Here is a 14,118-nt window from a genome sequence, read left to right as displayed (position 1 = left end):
GGCATGAGGTTTCTCCGCGTGCTCTGGCGATATCCGGCGATCACGACGACCGTCCTCGTGTTCGTGAGCGTGCTGGTCCTCCACGCGGTCGATGCCCCGGCCCTCGGACGTTGGGTCGCCACCGGTTACGTGGCGGTGTTCGTCGTCTGGACCCTCGTCGGAATGGTGCGCGACGTACTCCGCGGCCATGTCGGCCTCGACATCCTGGCGGTGGTCGCGATGGTGGCGACGCTGGCCGTCGGCGAGTACATCGCCTCGCTCATCATCGTGCTCATGCTCTCCGGCGGAGAGGCCCTCGAGGACTTCGCCGGCCGTCGAGCGAAGCGTGACCTCTCGGCTCTGCTGGATCGGTCTCCGCGCATCGCACACGTGCTCGTGCACGCGGAGTCCGCGGAGTCGGATGAGGTCAGGGATGTGCCCGTCGACGAGGTCGCCGTCGGCGCCGTACTCCTCGTGCGCCCGTCGGAGATCGTCCCGGTCGACGGCGAGCTCCTCACGTCGTCAGGCACGTTCGATGAGTCTTCGTTGACCGGTGAGAGCATGCCCGTGTCACGTGAATCCGGAGACGAGGTGCTGTCCGGGTCCATCAACGGAAGCCGTGCCGTGCGGATCCGGGCCGTCCGCAGCAGCGCGGACAGCCAGTATCAGCAGATCGTGGCGCTCGTGCACGCCGCGGAAGACTCCCATGCGCCGGTGGTCCGCCTGGCCGACCGCTTCGCGATTCCATTCACCGCGGTGTCACTCGTTCTGGCAGGGACGGCCTGGGCCGTATCGGGCGAGGCATCCCGATTCGCCGAAGTCCTCGTGCTCGCGACTCCCTGCCCGCTCCTGATCGCTGCCCCGGTCGCGTTCCTCGGCGGCCTCTCGCGTGCGGCGAAGACAGGCGTGATCATGAAGGGAGGGGCCGTCATCGAGCTGATCGCCCGTGTGCGGTCGGCCGCGTTCGACAAGACGGGCACGCTCACTCAGGGCCGACCGGAGCTCGTCGACGTCCGGCCCGCGAACGGCTTCGGCGCGGATGAGGTCCTGCAGCTCGCCGCCTCGGCGGAGCAGTACTCGACGCACGTGCTCGCCGAGGGGATCCGCCGCGCAGCAGAGGCGCGCGGAATCACGCTCCTCGGCGCCGCCGAAGCTCGCGAGGAGGCCACGAACGGTGTCGTCGCCGAGATCGACGGAAGAGAGGTGGTGGTGGGCAAGCCCGCTTACGTGGCGGCTCTCGCGCCCGACACGGCGCGGGCGACGCTCGAGCTGAGCCAGGCCGCAGCATACGTCGCGGTCGACGGTCGCTTCGCCGGGGTGCTCGTCCTCGCCGACCATCCGCGGCCCGAAGCAGCGGCTGTCATCGCGTGGCTGCGCACACACGAGGTGGATCGCATCGTCATGCTCACGGGCGATGTCGGCCCGACGGCGGAGTCGGTGGCTCATCAGGTGGGCATCTCCGAGGTCCACGCTGAACTGCTGCCGCCCGAGAAGGTCGCTCTCGCCGCTGAGCTGCAACCGCGCCCGGTCATGATGGTCGGCGACGGCGTCAACGACGCACCCGTCCTGGCCGCCGCGGACATCGGCGTCGCCATGGGAGCCAAGGGCGCGACGGCAGCTGGCGATGCCGCCGACGTCGTGATCCTCGTCGATTCGCTGGCGAAGCTCGTCGACGCCGTCTCGATCGGTCGTCACACGCTGCGGGTCGCTCTCACCGCGATCTGGATCGGCATCGGGTTGAGCATCGGACTCATGATCGTCGCGATGACCGGGCTCATCCCCGCTGTCGTCGGGGCGCTCGTCCAGGAACTCGTCGACCTCGCGACCATCCTGTACGCGCTCCGCGCGCTGGGCGGCCCCAGGACAGTGCTCCCGGCCGCCTCCATCTCCCCCGCACGGGCGCCGAACAGCGCGACGACTCACCTCAACGGATGACGTGAGACTCGGACTCCCGGCTCACTGGTCGAACGCGAATCCTGCCCATTCTTCGGTGGGTGGGGGCACAGTCCAGGAGACGCGGTGACAGCACCGTGGCGATTCCAGGACGATCGGTCGAAGCCGCCGGTGACGTCGCGGAGGTCATGCCAGACTGGAACCGTGACCGAGTCCAGGAAGCCAGCCGTCGTCCGCGGCTTCGCTGCCTCGTCACTCGCGATCTTCGTCGCACTGGCCGGTCACGTCTCCGGCGGAGGGCAGATGCCCGGTGCCGTCGGCATCCTCGTCCCCTGGGTCTTCTCGTTCATGATCAGCGTGCTGCTCGCGGGCCGCTCGTTGTCGCTGATCCGCCTCGGCATCTCCGTCGCCGCAAGTCAGTTCCTGTTCCATGTGCTCTTCGTCCTCGGCACGGTCACCCCGTCCGGCGTCTCGACGCCGCACGTGCACGGCACACCCCTCATGCTGCCGGCGGTGAACGGCATCCCCGAAGTCGCCACCGCTGACGCCTCGATGTGGCTCGGGCACGCGCTCGCCGGTCTGCTGACCGTGGCCGCGATGTACCGCGGCGAACGCCTGCTGCTCGCGCTGCGCGACCTCGCGGTCCAGCTGGTGCGGTGGGTACGACGTCGTGCCGATCAGGTGCTGACTCTTCCGGCTCTTCGCGTCGCCCACCGACTCCACGGCCGGTTCGATGTCGCGCACGCATCCGATCTGGTTCTCCTCGCGACTCTGCGCGGCCGAGCCCCACCTCTCACCGCGGCGATCTGATCCGCATCCTCGGCCGGTCCCGGCCGAGTGTTGTGTCCCGCCGCGCGCATTCGATGCGCGCGGGCTCTGAACGCATGCACGCTCGTCGCTCCGGCGACGTCCGATGAGAGGCCATTCCCATGTCCCCTGTCCGCAGGATCGCGGCCGGGCTGGCGTTGGCGACGATCGCGACCCTCGCGATCGCGACGCCCGCGTCCGCCCACGACCAGCTGATCTCCAGCACACCCGCTGCCGACGAACGATTGACGACCCCGCCGGAGGACATCACGATGACGTTCTCGGGCGAGCTCCTCGTGCTCGATGAGTCTCTGACCGGGGCCGTCGTCCTGGTCGTCGATGCTTCGGGCGAGGACTGGGTCGCCGGCGACGTCACAGTGGCCGGACGCACGGTCACCGCGTCGCTCGCACCCGGGCTGCCGACCGGCGGCTACCAGGTGCGTTGGCAGGTCGTCTCGGAAGACGGTCACCCCATCGCGGGGGTCATCCCCTTCACTGTGGGGGACGCCGATCCGATGGCACAGACATCGGACACCGGCGATGCGACGGCCGCGACCGCGGACGCCTCGGAGCAGGCGGATCAGAACGCAGAATCGGGCGGCGCGCTCAGAGTGCTGCTCATCGGCGCGGGCGGGGCGGCCACAGCCGTTCTGATCCTCGCGCTCATTCGATTCCTCCGCCGTCCTCGGACGGCAGCCGTACCGCCGGAGACCGGCGGCCCTGCGGCAGATGATCTGTGAAAGGCACCGTTGTGAACACCACCAGAAACCTCCCCCGACTCGCGGCCGTGATCGCGGTCTCGCTCCTCGCTCTGACGGGGTGCACTCCGGAGGCGGCACCGGTCGAGACCGAGAGCCGCCCCGCCGGTGACGTCGTCAGGATCGAAGACGCCTGGGTGAAGTCCGCCGACGAAGGCATGTCCGCCGCGTTCGGGACCCTCGTCAACACGGGCGACCACGATGCGACCGTGGTTTCCGTCACCTCTGCGGCCTCGACCATGCTCGAGTTGCACGAGACGGTCGAGAACGACGCCGGCGAGATGGTGATGCGCGAGATCGACGGCGGATTCGTGATCCCCGCCGGCGGGCAGCTCGCGCTGGAGCCGGGGGCGAACCACATCATGATGATGGACCTGACCGGCCCGCTCGCCGCGGGAACCGATGTCTCCTTCACCCTCACGTTCGATGACGACTCCACCTACGAGTTCACCGCCCCCGTGAAGGACTACTCGGGCGCGAACGAGAACTACGAGGGCGGCGACGAGCACGACGGTATGGATCACTGATGACGGCGCCCGTTGAGGGCGCCCGCTCCCCCCGCACCGGGTCGACCCGGCGGCAGTTCCTCCTCGGAGGAGCTGTCGCCGGTGTCGGCGCGGTCGCGGCCGTCGGAGCGGACCTCGCCCTGAATCGACCGGACGCCACGCCGGAACCCGCATCCGTGCCGATGAACGGAGACGAGACCGTGCCGTTCTTCGGCGCCCATCAGGCCGGTATCGACACCGCTGCCCAGGCCCACGGCGTCTTCGTCGGCCTGGACCTCCACGACGATGTCGACCGAGATGCCCTCGCCCGACTCATGCGACTCCTGACCGACGACGCGGCGCGCCTCACGCAAGGGCTCCCCGCCCTCGCCGACTCCGAGCCGGAACTCGCCTCGTCGCCGGCGCGCCTCACGATCACGTTCGGCGTCGGCCCGGGCTTCGTCGGGCGAGCGGGAGGTTCGACCCCCGCATGGCTCGCGCCCCTCCCCGCGTTCGGTGTGGATCGGCTGCGCCCGGACTTCTCGGACGGCGACCTCCTGCTGCAGATCGCCGGCGACGATCCCCTGACGGTGGCGCACGCCACGCGAATGCTGCTGAAGGACGCGCGCGGCTTCGCGAGCATCCGCTGGACCCAGCAGGGATTCCGTCGCGCCTATGGGACGGAGCGGCCCGGAACGACCATGCGCAATCTGTTCGGACAGGTGGACGGGACCACCAACCCGCAGCCCGGCACCGAGGACTTCGATCGCGTCGTGTGGATCGACGAGGGAGTGCTCGCCGGCGGCACCGGGATGGTGATCCGCAGAATCCGGATGGGCCTCGACAAGTGGGACCGCCTCGACCGGAGCGGACGCGATGCTTCGGTGGGCAGAACACTCGCCAACGGCGCCCCCCTCACAGGTCGCGAGGAGTTCGACGAACCAGATTTCGAGGCGAAGACCGCGATCGGCTTCCCGGTCATCCCGCAGTTCGCGCACATCCGGCGCGCCCGCGGCGAAGGGGCCGAGCGCATCTTCCGACGCGCGTACAACTACGACGAGCGGCCGGCCGGTGCGGAGGTCTCGGAATCCGGGCTGCTGTTCGTCTCGTTCCAGGCTGACATCGAACGGCAGTTCATCCCGATGCAGCGGCGCCTCGACGAACTCGACCTCCTCAACGAATGGACGACCCCGATCGGGTCCGCCGTGTTCGCGATCCCGCCCGGCTGCACGGAGGGCGGGTTCATCGGGGACACTCTTTTGAGGGGACGATGATCCGGGCGTGAACGGTGCGGACGCCTGGTTCCGGAGACCGAGTCGCCGGGATCAGGTGTCCGCCGGTACGCCCGTAGGGAGCGTGCACACCCGTCGGGAGAAACCCCGTGCTACGGCCGCCGCCCAGGGAATCCGTCCGACAGGTGAACCGATGCGAGGGGCACGCCCGGGCAGCAGCTCCCGGGCACGAAAAAACCCCCGGAAGACCGGGGGTTTGTCTGTGCGCGATACTGGGATCGAACCAGTGACCTCTTCCGTGTCAGGGAAGCGCGCTACCGCTGCGCCAATCGCGCCCGTTGGGGCTATTCAGTTTTACCGTGAGGTGGCGACGGGATTCGAACCCGTGTAAACGGCTTTGCAGGCCGGTGCCTAGCCGCTCGGCCACGCCACCGTGTGGATTGACCCCACGTGCGAAGAGTCTTCCGAAGAAGATCCTCTGCACTCGAGCGGATGACGAGACTCGAACTCGCGACCCCAACCTTGGCAAGGTTGTGCGCTACCAACTGCGCTACATCCGCATTTCGTTCCCGGTTGTCCCGGGCACTCATGAAACATTAGCCGAAGATTCCCCCTCCGCCAAACCCGCAGCGAATCTCGCGCGTGTCTCACAGAGTGGTCCGTACGGCCTCTGAGCGTCGGGTAGTATCGGTTGACGTACCCCACGGGTATGGGCGATTGGCGCAGTTGGTAGCGCGCTTCCTTCACACGGAAGAGGTCATCGGTTCGAGTCCGGTATCGCCCACCAGAGAAGCCCCGCACACCTCCCGGTGTGCGGGGCTTCCGACATTCACAGCCCGGCGTCCAGCTTCCGCTCCCCTCCCCCGGACGCGGCCTCGCTGAGGATCGCAGCGCGGATCAGTGCCTCGCCGCGAGCTCGCTCCCGGATGCAGGCAGAACAGCCGCGCGCCGAGTCCGCACCAGCAAGACGTACGACAGGCCGGCCAGCGCGGCCGAGACCGTCGTCACGATCCCGAGCGGCAGAATGCTCGACGCACCCGCGATGCCGACGAACGGTGCCGCGATGCCGCCGAACCCGAATCGCGCCACGCCCAGGAGCGACGAGGCCGTCCCCGCCGACTGCGGGTACTCGCTGAGCGCGATGGTGGTCGCGGGCGGCGAGGCGATGGCCACTCCGCCGGCGAGTGTGAACAGCGCGGCGAGCACGGCCCACATCGGCAGCAGCGTCAGACCTGCCAGCAGCAGTCCGAGCGCGCCGGCCGCCGTGACGACGACTCCGACCGCGAGAGTGCCCCTCACGCTCCACCGTTCCGCCGCGCGACCGGCAAGGTACCCGCACACCATGAACCCGGCGGAGTTCGCACCGAAGGCTGCGGCATATCCCTGCGGTGTGAGCCCGTACACGTCCTGCAGTACGAACGTCGCACCGGCGAGGTAGGCGAACAGGGCCGCATAGAGGAAGCCCTGATTCAGGACGGCTCCCAGGAAGACCCGGTCGCTCAGCAGAGTACGGAAGTCGTGCAGCGCGTTGCGGAGGCCTCCTGAGCTGCGCTGCTCGACCGGCAACGTCTCCCCGAAGAGGAACACCGTGGCAGCCAGGATCGCGACGCCGGCGATGGCGAGGAAGACGAACAGGCCCCGCCAATCGGTGAAAGCCGTGAGCACGCCCCCGAGCAGTGGCCCGATGATCGCCGCCAACCCGCCGACGACCGTGAGGCGCCCGTAGAAGCGGATCAGCTGACCACCCGCGTACACGTCGCGTCCCGCGGCATTGGCGATGACGATGCCGACGCCGCCGGCAAGCCCTTGGACCAGGCGAGCGACGATCAGGAACTCGACCGTCGGGCTGAACGCACAGAGAAGCGATGTCACCGCGTACGCAGCGATGCCGACCAGCAGGACGCGACGCCGCCCGAGCCGGTCCGACAGCGGTCCCGCCGTCAGCTGTCCGACCGCGAGTCCGATGAGGCACGCCGTGACCGTGAGCTGCGCGACGGAAGTCGCCGAGCCGAGGTCGCGAGTGAGCGCAGGAAGAGCCGGGAGGTAGAGGTCCATCGAGATCGGACCGAACACGGTCAGGACCAGAAGCAGTGCGGGCAGGAGCCGCCGAGAGAGCGCGACAGGTGGTGTCATGGATTCCAGCGTCCACCGGTCCCCCGAAGGGCGGGAGTCCCGGACGAAGGGCGTACCGACGGGGAACCCGTCGTCACCGCGGGCGGACCGGCCGCCGGAGATCGCGAGGTCGCCGGACCACCCGTGACACCGAGAGGTGCCCTCTCAGGGCGTCCCTTCCCGCGCGCATCGGATCTACGCTGACCTGATGGACAATCGAGCAGAGGTCCGCGAGTTCCTGATGACCCGGCGAGCCCGCGTCACCCCGGAGGCAGCCGGTCTCACCGCCGGAAGCAACCGACGTGTCGACGGATTGCGTCGCAGTGAGGTCGCGCTTCTCGCCGGAGTCTCCGTCGAGTACTACTCCAAGCTCGAACGCGGTGCCATCGCCGGCGCCTCCTCCTCGGTCCTGGAGGCGCTGTCGCGCGCGCTCCAGCTCAACGATGCCGAGCATGCGCACCTGCTGGATCTGGCTCGCGCCGCAGACGGCATCCCCTCTTCCGGACGCGCTCGACGCCGCACGGCGAAGGCGGGAGCTCCGCGACCCAGCCTGCAGTGGGCACTCGACTCCGTTACAGAAGCGGTGGCGTTCGTCCGCGACCAGCGGCAGAACCTCATCGCCACGAATGCGCTCGGCCGCGCCTTCTATTCGCCGGTGATCGGCGACGGCGGGCGGGTGCCCAACCTCGCCCGATTCCAGTTCCTCGATCCTGCGGCACGCGAGTTCTACCCGGATTGGGACCTCTTCGCCGAGATGTGTGTCGCCGTCATCCGTGCCGAGGCGGGCCGCGACCCGCACGACAAGGGCATCCAGGACCTCGTCGGCGAGCTCTCCACACGCAGTGAGGCATTCCGCACACTCTGGGCGGCGCACAACGTGCGCACGCACGGTTCGGGCATCAAGCGCTTCACTCATCCGGTCGTCGGCGAGTTGACCCTCGTCTACGAAGAGCTCGCGCTCACGGCCGAACCGGGCCAGGTGATGCTGATCTACAGCGCTGAGCCCGGCTCACCCTCCGCCGAACGACTCCGACTCCTCGCTTCCTGGGGCGCGGACGCGACCGGGGCTACTCGAGCGGCACACGGATGACGCGGTCGTCGCCGTCTCCGGGATCGCCGCGACCGTCGGTGTTGTTCGTGAGCACCCACAGCGCACCGTCGGGGGCGACCACGACATCACGAAGCCGTCCGTAGGCGTCGGTGAAGTGCTCGGCGGACGACGAGAGATCACCCAACGGCACCTCACGTAGCCGTTCACCCCGCAGGTTCGCGATGAAGACCGCGCCTTCCGCGATCGCCATGCCGCTCGGACTGGCGACATCCGGCGCCCACTGCTGGACCGGGTCGATGAACTCGTCGCGATCCGCAATGCCTTCGACGACGGGCCATCCGTAGTTCCCGCCGGGTTCGATGACGTTCAGCTCATCCCAGGTGTCCTGCCCGAACTCGCTCGCATACAGCGTCCCGCCCTCGTCCCACGCCAGCCCCTGCGGATTGCGGTGACCGAGGCTGTAGACGGGCGATCCCGCGATGGGGTTGTCTGCCGGGACCTTGCCGTCGGGGGTTATGCGGAGGATCTTGCCCGACAGTGACCCCGGATCCTGGGCACTCTCCCGGTCCCCCGCGTCACCCACCGTCACGTACAGCGTGCCGTCGGGGCCGAACGCGATACGACCGCCGTTGTGATTCGACGCAGCGGCCAGGCCGTCGAGGATCGTCTCCGGCGCGCCGAGGCCGAGGGAGCCGGGCGACCCGGTGAGGGGGAAGCGCTGCACGCGGTTCTCGTCCGCACCGGTGGAGTACGCGTACAGATAACGCTCGTGCACGGCGATTCCGAGCAAGCCGCCTTCGCCACCCGGTTCGACGCCGTCGACCACCGCGACTTCGCGGACATCGCCGTCGTCCGACACCTCGACGATCCGGGCGCTGTCGCGTTCGCTGATCAGCGCCACCCCGTCGTGGAAGGCGATCGACCACGGCGCCGCCAGATTCTCGACGATCGTCGTCTCGGTTCCGGCGGGGACCGATCCCGAGGCATCGGGAAGCCTCGAGGGCGACGGGGGTGCAGCCGTCGGTGCACACGCCGCAAGAGCGATCGACAGGGCCGACACGACGATCCACGCGATCGGGCCGCGCCGGGACCCGTCCACCATCTCCGCTCCCCTCGCCGCACTGGTCGTCACGGTCGCCTTCGCCGGCAGACGCGAACTCCCGCTTCCTTCGAGACTAGGCGCGTGATCCACGACGCAGAAGAGGTCTTTATCTGACAACTGTCAGATAGACTGGGTGCATGGATGCGAGGTCGCGACGTTCACGGGAGAGTCTCCGTCATGCGGTGCTCGAACTCGCCGGAGCGATGCCGGTCGCCGATGTCACCGTCTCCGCGATCTGTGCAGCGGCGGGTGTCACCAGAGACACCTTCTACCGGCACGCGGAGAGTCCGGTGCAGCTTCTCGCCGACGCGCTTTCCGCCGAAATCGACTCCGCCATGGAGATCCTGCCGCAGACCGATGCCATCGGCGATGGTGAACGAGCCCTCCTGGAGCACATCCGCCGACGGGCCTCGGTGTACCGCGGGGCGATGCAGCCCCTGCTGGCCGCCCCGGTCCGCAGCAACCTGGAGGCATCCATCCGTTCCGGTCTGCTGCTGTGGGCCGAGCTGCACTCGGAGATCGTTCCTCCCGTTTTCGCGGACGATCCGTCCGCGATGCGGATCGCTGTGGCATACGCCGCTGCGGGCACCGTCGGCGCCATCGAGGAGTGGCTGCGGAGCGACGACGACGACATCGACCGCGCCGTGAGGCTGATCCTCGCGGCGTCACCGGAGTGGTGGCTGCGATGACGGCCACCGGACAAGGAGAGAACACAATGAAGGCCGCACTGTTCCACGCCAAGGAAGATCTGCGCATCGAAGAGGTCCCCGAGCCCACCCCGGGACGAGGACAGGTCAAGCTGCGCAACGCGTATGCGGGGATCTGCGGATCCGACCTCCACGTCTACTACTCCCCCGAGGCCGCGGGGCTCGACCTCGACCACCCGCACCCCGTGACGGGCTCGACACTGCCTCAGATCCTCGGCCACGAGTTCTCCGGCACGGTCGTCGAGCTCGGCGAGGGCGTGACCGGCGTCGCGGTGGACGACCGGGTGGCCGTCTGGCCCATCTACTACTGCGGCGAATGCCCCGCCTGCCGTCGCGGCATGTTCAACGCCTGCCAGAAGATCGGCTTCCACGGGCTCAGCTCCGACGGTGGCGGCATGGCGGAGTTCACGACCGTCGACGCGACGAAGCTGCACGTGCTGCCGGAAAACGTCGATCTGCGCATGGGCGCCCTCGTCGAGCCGATGTCGGTCGCGTGGCATGCGGTCTCCCGCAGTGGCGTCGAGTCGGGCGGTACCGCGCTCATCGCAGGCGCCGGACCGATCGGCATCGGCGTGTGGTTCGCCCTGCGGGCCCGCGGCGTCGAGCGTGTGCTCGTCTCGGAGCCCAGTGCGGAGCGTCGCGCCATCATCGCAGCCCTCGGCGCCACCGTGGTCGACCCGGTGAACGAGGATCTCGCCGCCGCCGTCGCCTCCTTGACGGACGGCGAAGGCGTCGACGTCGCCTTCGACGCGGCGGGAGTGGGCGCAGCCATCAGTTCGTCGCTGGCCAACTTGGTCCCCGGCGGCCGCGTCGTGGTGGTCGCCATCCACGAGCGCACGATGGACTTCCTCCCCACGCAGCTGGTGATGGCCGAGACCGAGATCGCCGGCGCGCTCGCGTATCTTCCCGAGGACTTCGACGCCGTGATCGAGGCCATGTCCCGTGGGGTCTACGACACGACCGGCTGGGTGCAGGAGACCCCGCTCGAGAACGTCGTCGACGCGATCCACGCGCTGCGCGGCGGTGCCGGGGCGAAGATCCTCGTGCACGCCGGCTGAGACCGATCCGGGTGTCGGAGGGCGCGCGTAGTCTGCTTCGGTGCCGACGAAACGCGCCCTTCCGAGCCCCTGTGCGCTCTGCGGCAGCATGCAGGGAGTGCGGATCGACGGCGCCTGGTGCTGCGCCGATTGCGGATGGCGCTACGGCGATTCCCCCGACACCGACCTCCCTCTCCCCCGCGTCGACGTCGTGTACTACATCCGCTACGACGAGCGAGTGAAGATCGGCACCAGCAGACGCCCGCGGCAGCGCCTCGCGAGCATCCGACACCAGGAGCTGCTCGCATTCGAACGCGGCGACCGCTCCGTCGAGCAGCAGCGCCACCGCGAGTTCGCCGCGGTACGCGAGGGCGGTGAGTGGTTCACCCTCACTGCGGAGTTACGGGCGCATGTCGCCGCGCTCCGACGCGAGGGCGACCCGTGGACGCTCTATGCGCGCTGGCTGAGCCGCGCACTGCAGGGCACCGACGAGCTCCCGTAGGCACGCATGACGATGCCGGGCGACTGCTTCGGCAAGTCCAGTCGCCCGGCATCGCGTCCGGGAGTCGATCAGGCGGTCGCGACGCGGCCCCGAGCGTTCGCGGGCTGCGGCTGCGAGAAGATCACGACGACGATCACGGCGGCACCCACGACGACGTGCGGGAGCCAGACATTGAGCGCCTCGCCCGCGAAACCGAAGATCCACGGAGAAAGGGCCAGGAACAGGCTGGCGACGATGTCGAACACGAGGTGGACCGGCATCGGGATGACGCCGAAGGGACCCCATTCGTACTTCGTGAACAGGCTGTACACGATCAGCCCGACGCCGAGGACGATCGGGATGATCACCGCCGCTCCGCCCATGCTCGCGAAGCCGAACAGCCAGGGCGCGGCGATCAGCGCGATGCCGACGATGTAGTCGAGGGCTCCGTGGACCTTGGTGGGGATGAAACGCATGATTCCTCCTTGTATGTCGCCGCTGGATGCGACTCATCACTGGTTCGAAGCCCGTGAGGGATCGGATTGCATCACCTCGCGGTTTTGAGCCGATCCCGCCTGTTCGCGAGCCGGGGATAGGTGCCTTCGTATACACGGCCCGGTCCCAGCGAGCACTGCTACGGTGAGCGTGCCGGTATCTTGCCGGCATCAGGGAAGACTTCTCGTCGACCAACGGCCCTTCTGGGTCATTTCGTTCTCCGTCGCCTCCTCTGTGTGAGACCGAGGAGCGTCATGCCCACCCCGTCAGTTCCCTCTTCCATCGACCCTGCGCACGCGTGGGCAGAGCCTGTCGCTCTCCCCGTCGGCACCACGGCGATCGTGTACTGCGAAGGCCAGTTCGGCGAGCAGGACGGCAAGACCGCGAACGGACTCGTCCGCCACTCCGAGAAGTACGAGATCCTCAGCGTCATCGACAGCACGCACGCCGGCGCGGACGCCGGGATGCTGTTGGACGGCACCGGGAACGGCATCCCGATCCTCGGCGGCCTCGCCACGGCGATCGCGCACGCCGGTCACGTCCCCGACTACCTGATCTGCGGAGTCGCTCCCGCCGACGGGTTGCTCTCAGCCGACCAGCGCACGGTTCTGCTGGACGGCATCGCCCGCGGCATGCACATCATCAACGGTCTGCACGAGTTCCTCACGGACGATGCGGAGTTCGTGGCGGCCGCCCTGCTCGCCGGGGTGACCATCACCGACATCCGTCGGCCGAAGGAGAAGAAGGACCTCCACCTCTTCTCCGGCCGCATCTTCGATGTGACCTGCCCACGCATCACGATCCTCGGCACCGACGGTGCGATCGGCAAGCGCACGACGGCGACGATCCTCGTCCGTGCGCTCAATGAGCGCGGCATCCATGCCGTCATGGTCGGCACTGGACAGACCACGATCATCCAGGGCGGTCGCTACGGCGTCGCGCTCGACGCACTCGTGCCGCAGTTCTGCTCGGGCGAGGTCGAGAATCAGGTGGTCGCCGCGTTCGAGGGCGAGAACCCCGACGTGATCATCGTCGAAGGCCAGGGCGCGCTCAGCCACCCGGCCTACATCACTTCGGCGCACATCCTCCGCGGCAGCCAACCCGAGGGAGTGATCGTGCAGCATGCACCTGGTCGCACGGTCCTGGGCGACTTCCCGATGGTCGCGATGCCGACCGTCACGAGCGAGATCGCTCTGATCGAGGCCTTCGCCGACACTCGCGTGATCGGGGTGACCGTGAACCACGAGAACCTCTCCGCGGATCAGCTGGCCGGAGCGATCGACGAGATCGAGCTCGACACGGGTCTCCCTGCGACAGACCCCCTGACTCGACCGCTGTCCGAGCTCGTCGAGATGGTCCTCCAGGCATTCCCCGCTCTCACCCCGCGACAGACCACCCGTACAGCCGCGTGAGAGCGGCTCCGACCCGGTCGTAACGGCGCCTGTCGAGGACGGCGGCCTCCCGCCGCAGTCCTCGCTCGTGCACGCTGTACAGCTGCTCGACGTCGACCCACGACTCACGCCCCTGCGAATCCCACGCACCCGCGCCGATCGACAGGTAGTCGCGATCGCCGTCATGCGGCTTGCTCGTCATGCGCACGGCATACACGCGGTCCGCCGATTCGCGTCCGATCACGAGAACGGGTCGATCTTTGCCGCGTCCGTCGTTCTCCTCGTACGGGACCCAGGTCCAGACGATCTCGCCCGCATCCGGAGCTCCGTCCCGCTGGGGTGAATACGCGACCTGGAGGTCGCGGATCCGGCCCGGATCGATACGCACGGTCTCGGTGCCGCGGTCGTGCGCCGACCCCTCCGAGGGAACGGATGGGGTGCGCTCCTGCGCTGTGCGCAGACGCGCGTCCGGGCGTCTCGGATCTGTCGTCCGAGACGCCCGGCCGGATCCCACTGCCTTGAGCAGGATGTCCGCGAGTGCTGTCAGGATGCCGTTGGTCTTGCTCACACGGTCACCCTAACCGCAGA

14 protein-coding genes and 4 tRNA genes are annotated in these 14,118 nt (G+C 68.5%); 11 read left to right on the top strand and 7 right to left on the bottom strand.

All coding sequences use genetic code 11. From position 1 onward, the window contains the following. Window positions 1-3 precede the first annotated feature (3 nt). The 5 genes from ACCO44_RS12380 to ACCO44_RS12360 all read left to right on the top strand — a co-directional run bounded on the left by ACCO44_RS12380 (window position 4) and on the right by ACCO44_RS12360 (window position 5,196). Window positions 4-1,914 (top strand): heavy metal translocating P-type ATPase, encoded by a 1,911-nt coding sequence (locus ACCO44_RS12380; RefSeq protein WP_372466759.1) that lies wholly within the window; start codon window positions 4-6, stop codon window positions 1,912-1,914. Between the two features lie 162 nt (window positions 1,915-2,076). Then, window positions 2,077-2,682: a hypothetical protein gene (locus ACCO44_RS12375; protein ID WP_372466757.1), complete on the top strand. Its 606-nt coding sequence runs from the start codon at window positions 2,077-2,079 to the stop codon at window positions 2,680-2,682. 119 nt (window positions 2,683-2,801) lie between these two features. After that, window positions 2,802-3,419 carry a copper resistance protein CopC gene (locus ACCO44_RS12370; RefSeq protein ID WP_372466755.1) on the top strand — a complete coding sequence of 206 codons (618 nt, stop codon included), beginning with the start codon at window positions 2,802-2,804 and terminating at the stop codon, window positions 3,417-3,419. 11 nt (window positions 3,420-3,430) lie between these two features. After that, a complete protein-coding gene (locus ACCO44_RS12365) occupies window positions 3,431-3,964 on the top strand; it encodes a copper chaperone PCu(A)C (RefSeq protein WP_372466753.1) in 534 nt (177 codons plus the stop codon). Then, a complete protein-coding gene (locus ACCO44_RS12360) occupies window positions 3,964-5,196 on the top strand; it encodes a Dyp-type peroxidase (RefSeq protein WP_372466751.1) in 1,233 nt (410 codons plus the stop codon). Before ACCO44_RS12365 ends, ACCO44_RS12360 begins: the two co-directional genes overlap by 1 nt. 221 nt (window positions 5,197-5,417) lie before the next feature. Here the strand turns inward: ACCO44_RS12360 and ACCO44_RS12355 are convergent. From ACCO44_RS12355 to ACCO44_RS12345, 3 genes are all read right to left on the bottom strand, one after another. Beyond that, window positions 5,418-5,489, bottom strand: a tRNA-Val gene (locus ACCO44_RS12355). A 27-nt stretch (window positions 5,490-5,516) separates the two neighbouring features. Then, window positions 5,517-5,587: transfer RNA gene (locus tag ACCO44_RS12350), tRNA-Cys, on the bottom strand. A 54-nt stretch (window positions 5,588-5,641) separates the two neighbouring features. Beyond that, a tRNA-Gly gene (locus ACCO44_RS12345) sits at window positions 5,642-5,714 on the bottom strand. Window positions 5,715-5,865: 151 nt separating this feature from the next. Here ACCO44_RS12345 and ACCO44_RS12340 point away from each other — a divergent pair. Next, window positions 5,866-5,941: transfer RNA gene (locus ACCO44_RS12340), tRNA-Val, on the top strand. A 110-nt stretch (window positions 5,942-6,051) separates the two neighbouring features. On the opposite strand, the gene ACCO44_RS12335 is transcribed toward ACCO44_RS12340, so the two are convergent. Then, window positions 6,052-7,287, bottom strand: coding sequence for a multidrug effflux MFS transporter (locus ACCO44_RS12335; protein WP_372466750.1), 1,236 nt, complete (start codon window positions 7,285-7,287; stop codon window positions 6,052-6,054). A 187-nt stretch (window positions 7,288-7,474) separates the two neighbouring features. Here ACCO44_RS12335 and ACCO44_RS12330 point away from each other — a divergent pair, with 187 nt between their 5' ends. Further along, a complete protein-coding gene (locus ACCO44_RS12330) occupies window positions 7,475-8,356 on the top strand; it encodes a helix-turn-helix domain-containing protein (RefSeq protein ID WP_167634969.1) in 882 nt (293 codons plus the stop codon). Here the strand turns inward: ACCO44_RS12330 and ACCO44_RS12325 are convergent. Next, entirely contained in the window at window positions 8,334-9,419 is a 1,086-nt protein-coding gene (locus ACCO44_RS12325) for a sorbosone dehydrogenase family protein (RefSeq protein WP_372469405.1), read from the bottom strand. The two genes, ACCO44_RS12330 and ACCO44_RS12325, sit on opposite strands and share 23 nt — an antisense overlap. 137 nt (window positions 9,420-9,556) lie before the next feature. Between ACCO44_RS12325 and ACCO44_RS12320 the strand changes: the two genes are divergently transcribed. From ACCO44_RS12320 to ACCO44_RS12310, 3 genes are read left to right on the top strand one after another with little or no spacing between them, the layout of a single operon-like run. Next, window positions 9,557-10,108 carry a TetR/AcrR family transcriptional regulator gene (locus ACCO44_RS12320; RefSeq protein WP_372466749.1) on the top strand — a complete coding sequence of 184 codons (552 nt, stop codon included), beginning with the start codon at window positions 9,557-9,559 and terminating at the stop codon, window positions 10,106-10,108. A 26-nt stretch (window positions 10,109-10,134) separates the two neighbouring features. Next, window positions 10,135-11,184 carry a 2,3-butanediol dehydrogenase gene (locus tag ACCO44_RS12315; protein WP_372466748.1) on the top strand — a complete coding sequence of 350 codons (1,050 nt, stop codon included), beginning with the start codon at window positions 10,135-10,137 and terminating at the stop codon, window positions 11,182-11,184. A gap of 40 nt (window positions 11,185-11,224) precedes the next feature. Then, window positions 11,225-11,665 carry a GIY-YIG nuclease family protein gene (locus ACCO44_RS12310; protein ID WP_308737175.1) on the top strand — a complete coding sequence of 147 codons (441 nt, stop codon included), beginning with the start codon at window positions 11,225-11,227 and terminating at the stop codon, window positions 11,663-11,665. Between the two features lie 68 nt (window positions 11,666-11,733). On the opposite strand, the gene ACCO44_RS12305 is transcribed toward ACCO44_RS12310, so the two are convergent. Then, the gene (locus tag ACCO44_RS12305; RefSeq protein WP_262000996.1) at window positions 11,734-12,120 is read right to left on the bottom strand and encodes an SPW repeat protein; all 387 of its coding nucleotides are present in this window, start codon (window positions 12,118-12,120) and stop codon (window positions 11,734-11,736) included. 273 nt (window positions 12,121-12,393) lie between these two features. Here ACCO44_RS12305 and ACCO44_RS12300 point away from each other — a divergent pair, with 273 nt between their 5' ends. Then, complete coding sequence (locus ACCO44_RS12300) at window positions 12,394-13,551, top strand: DUF1611 domain-containing protein (protein ID WP_372466747.1); 1,158 nt, start codon at window positions 12,394-12,396, stop codon at window positions 13,549-13,551. On the opposite strand, the gene ACCO44_RS12295 is transcribed toward ACCO44_RS12300, so the two are convergent. Next, entirely contained in the window at window positions 13,517-14,098 is a 582-nt protein-coding gene (locus tag ACCO44_RS12295) for a type II toxin-antitoxin system PemK/MazF family toxin (RefSeq protein WP_372466746.1), read from the bottom strand. The genes ACCO44_RS12300 and ACCO44_RS12295 overlap by 35 nt on opposite strands. Window positions 14,099-14,118 lie beyond the last annotated feature (20 nt).

It is taken from the genome of Microbacterium maritypicum, assembly GCF_041529975.1.
Classification (GTDB): domain Bacteria; phylum Actinomycetota; class Actinomycetes; order Actinomycetales; family Microbacteriaceae; genus Microbacterium.
This window is presented reverse-complemented; position numbering and strand designations above follow the sequence as displayed.

Bases quoted from the DNA above. Each gene is read 5' to 3' on its own strand.
- ACCO44_RS12370 (WP_372466755.1), top strand. From the start codon at position 2,802: ATGTCCCCTGTCCGCAGGATCGCGGCCGGGCTGGCGTTGGCGACGATC.
- ACCO44_RS12325 (WP_372469405.1), bottom strand. From the start codon at position 9,419: ATGGTGGACGGGTCCCGGCGCGGCCCGATCGCGTGGATCGTCGTGTCG.
- ACCO44_RS12335 (WP_372466750.1), bottom strand. From the start codon at position 7,287: ATGACACCACCTGTCGCGCTCTCTCGGCGGCTCCTGCCCGCACTGCTT.
- ACCO44_RS12330 (WP_167634969.1), top strand. From the start codon at position 7,475: ATGGACAATCGAGCAGAGGTCCGCGAGTTCCTGATGACCCGGCGAGCC.
- ACCO44_RS12315 (WP_372466748.1), top strand. From the start codon at position 10,135: ATGAAGGCCGCACTGTTCCACGCCAAGGAAGATCTGCGCATCGAAGAG.
- ACCO44_RS12320 (WP_372466749.1), top strand. From the start codon at position 9,557: ATGGATGCGAGGTCGCGACGTTCACGGGAGAGTCTCCGTCATGCGGTG.
- ACCO44_RS12360 (WP_372466751.1), top strand. From the start codon at position 3,964: ATGACGGCGCCCGTTGAGGGCGCCCGCTCCCCCCGCACCGGGTCGACC.
- ACCO44_RS12300 (WP_372466747.1), top strand. From the start codon at position 12,394: ATGCCCACCCCGTCAGTTCCCTCTTCCATCGACCCTGCGCACGCGTGG.
- ACCO44_RS12380 (WP_372466759.1), top strand. From the start codon at position 4: ATGAGGTTTCTCCGCGTGCTCTGGCGATATCCGGCGATCACGACGACC.
- ACCO44_RS12305 (WP_262000996.1), bottom strand. From the start codon at position 12,120: ATGCGTTTCATCCCCACCAAGGTCCACGGAGCCCTCGACTACATCGTC.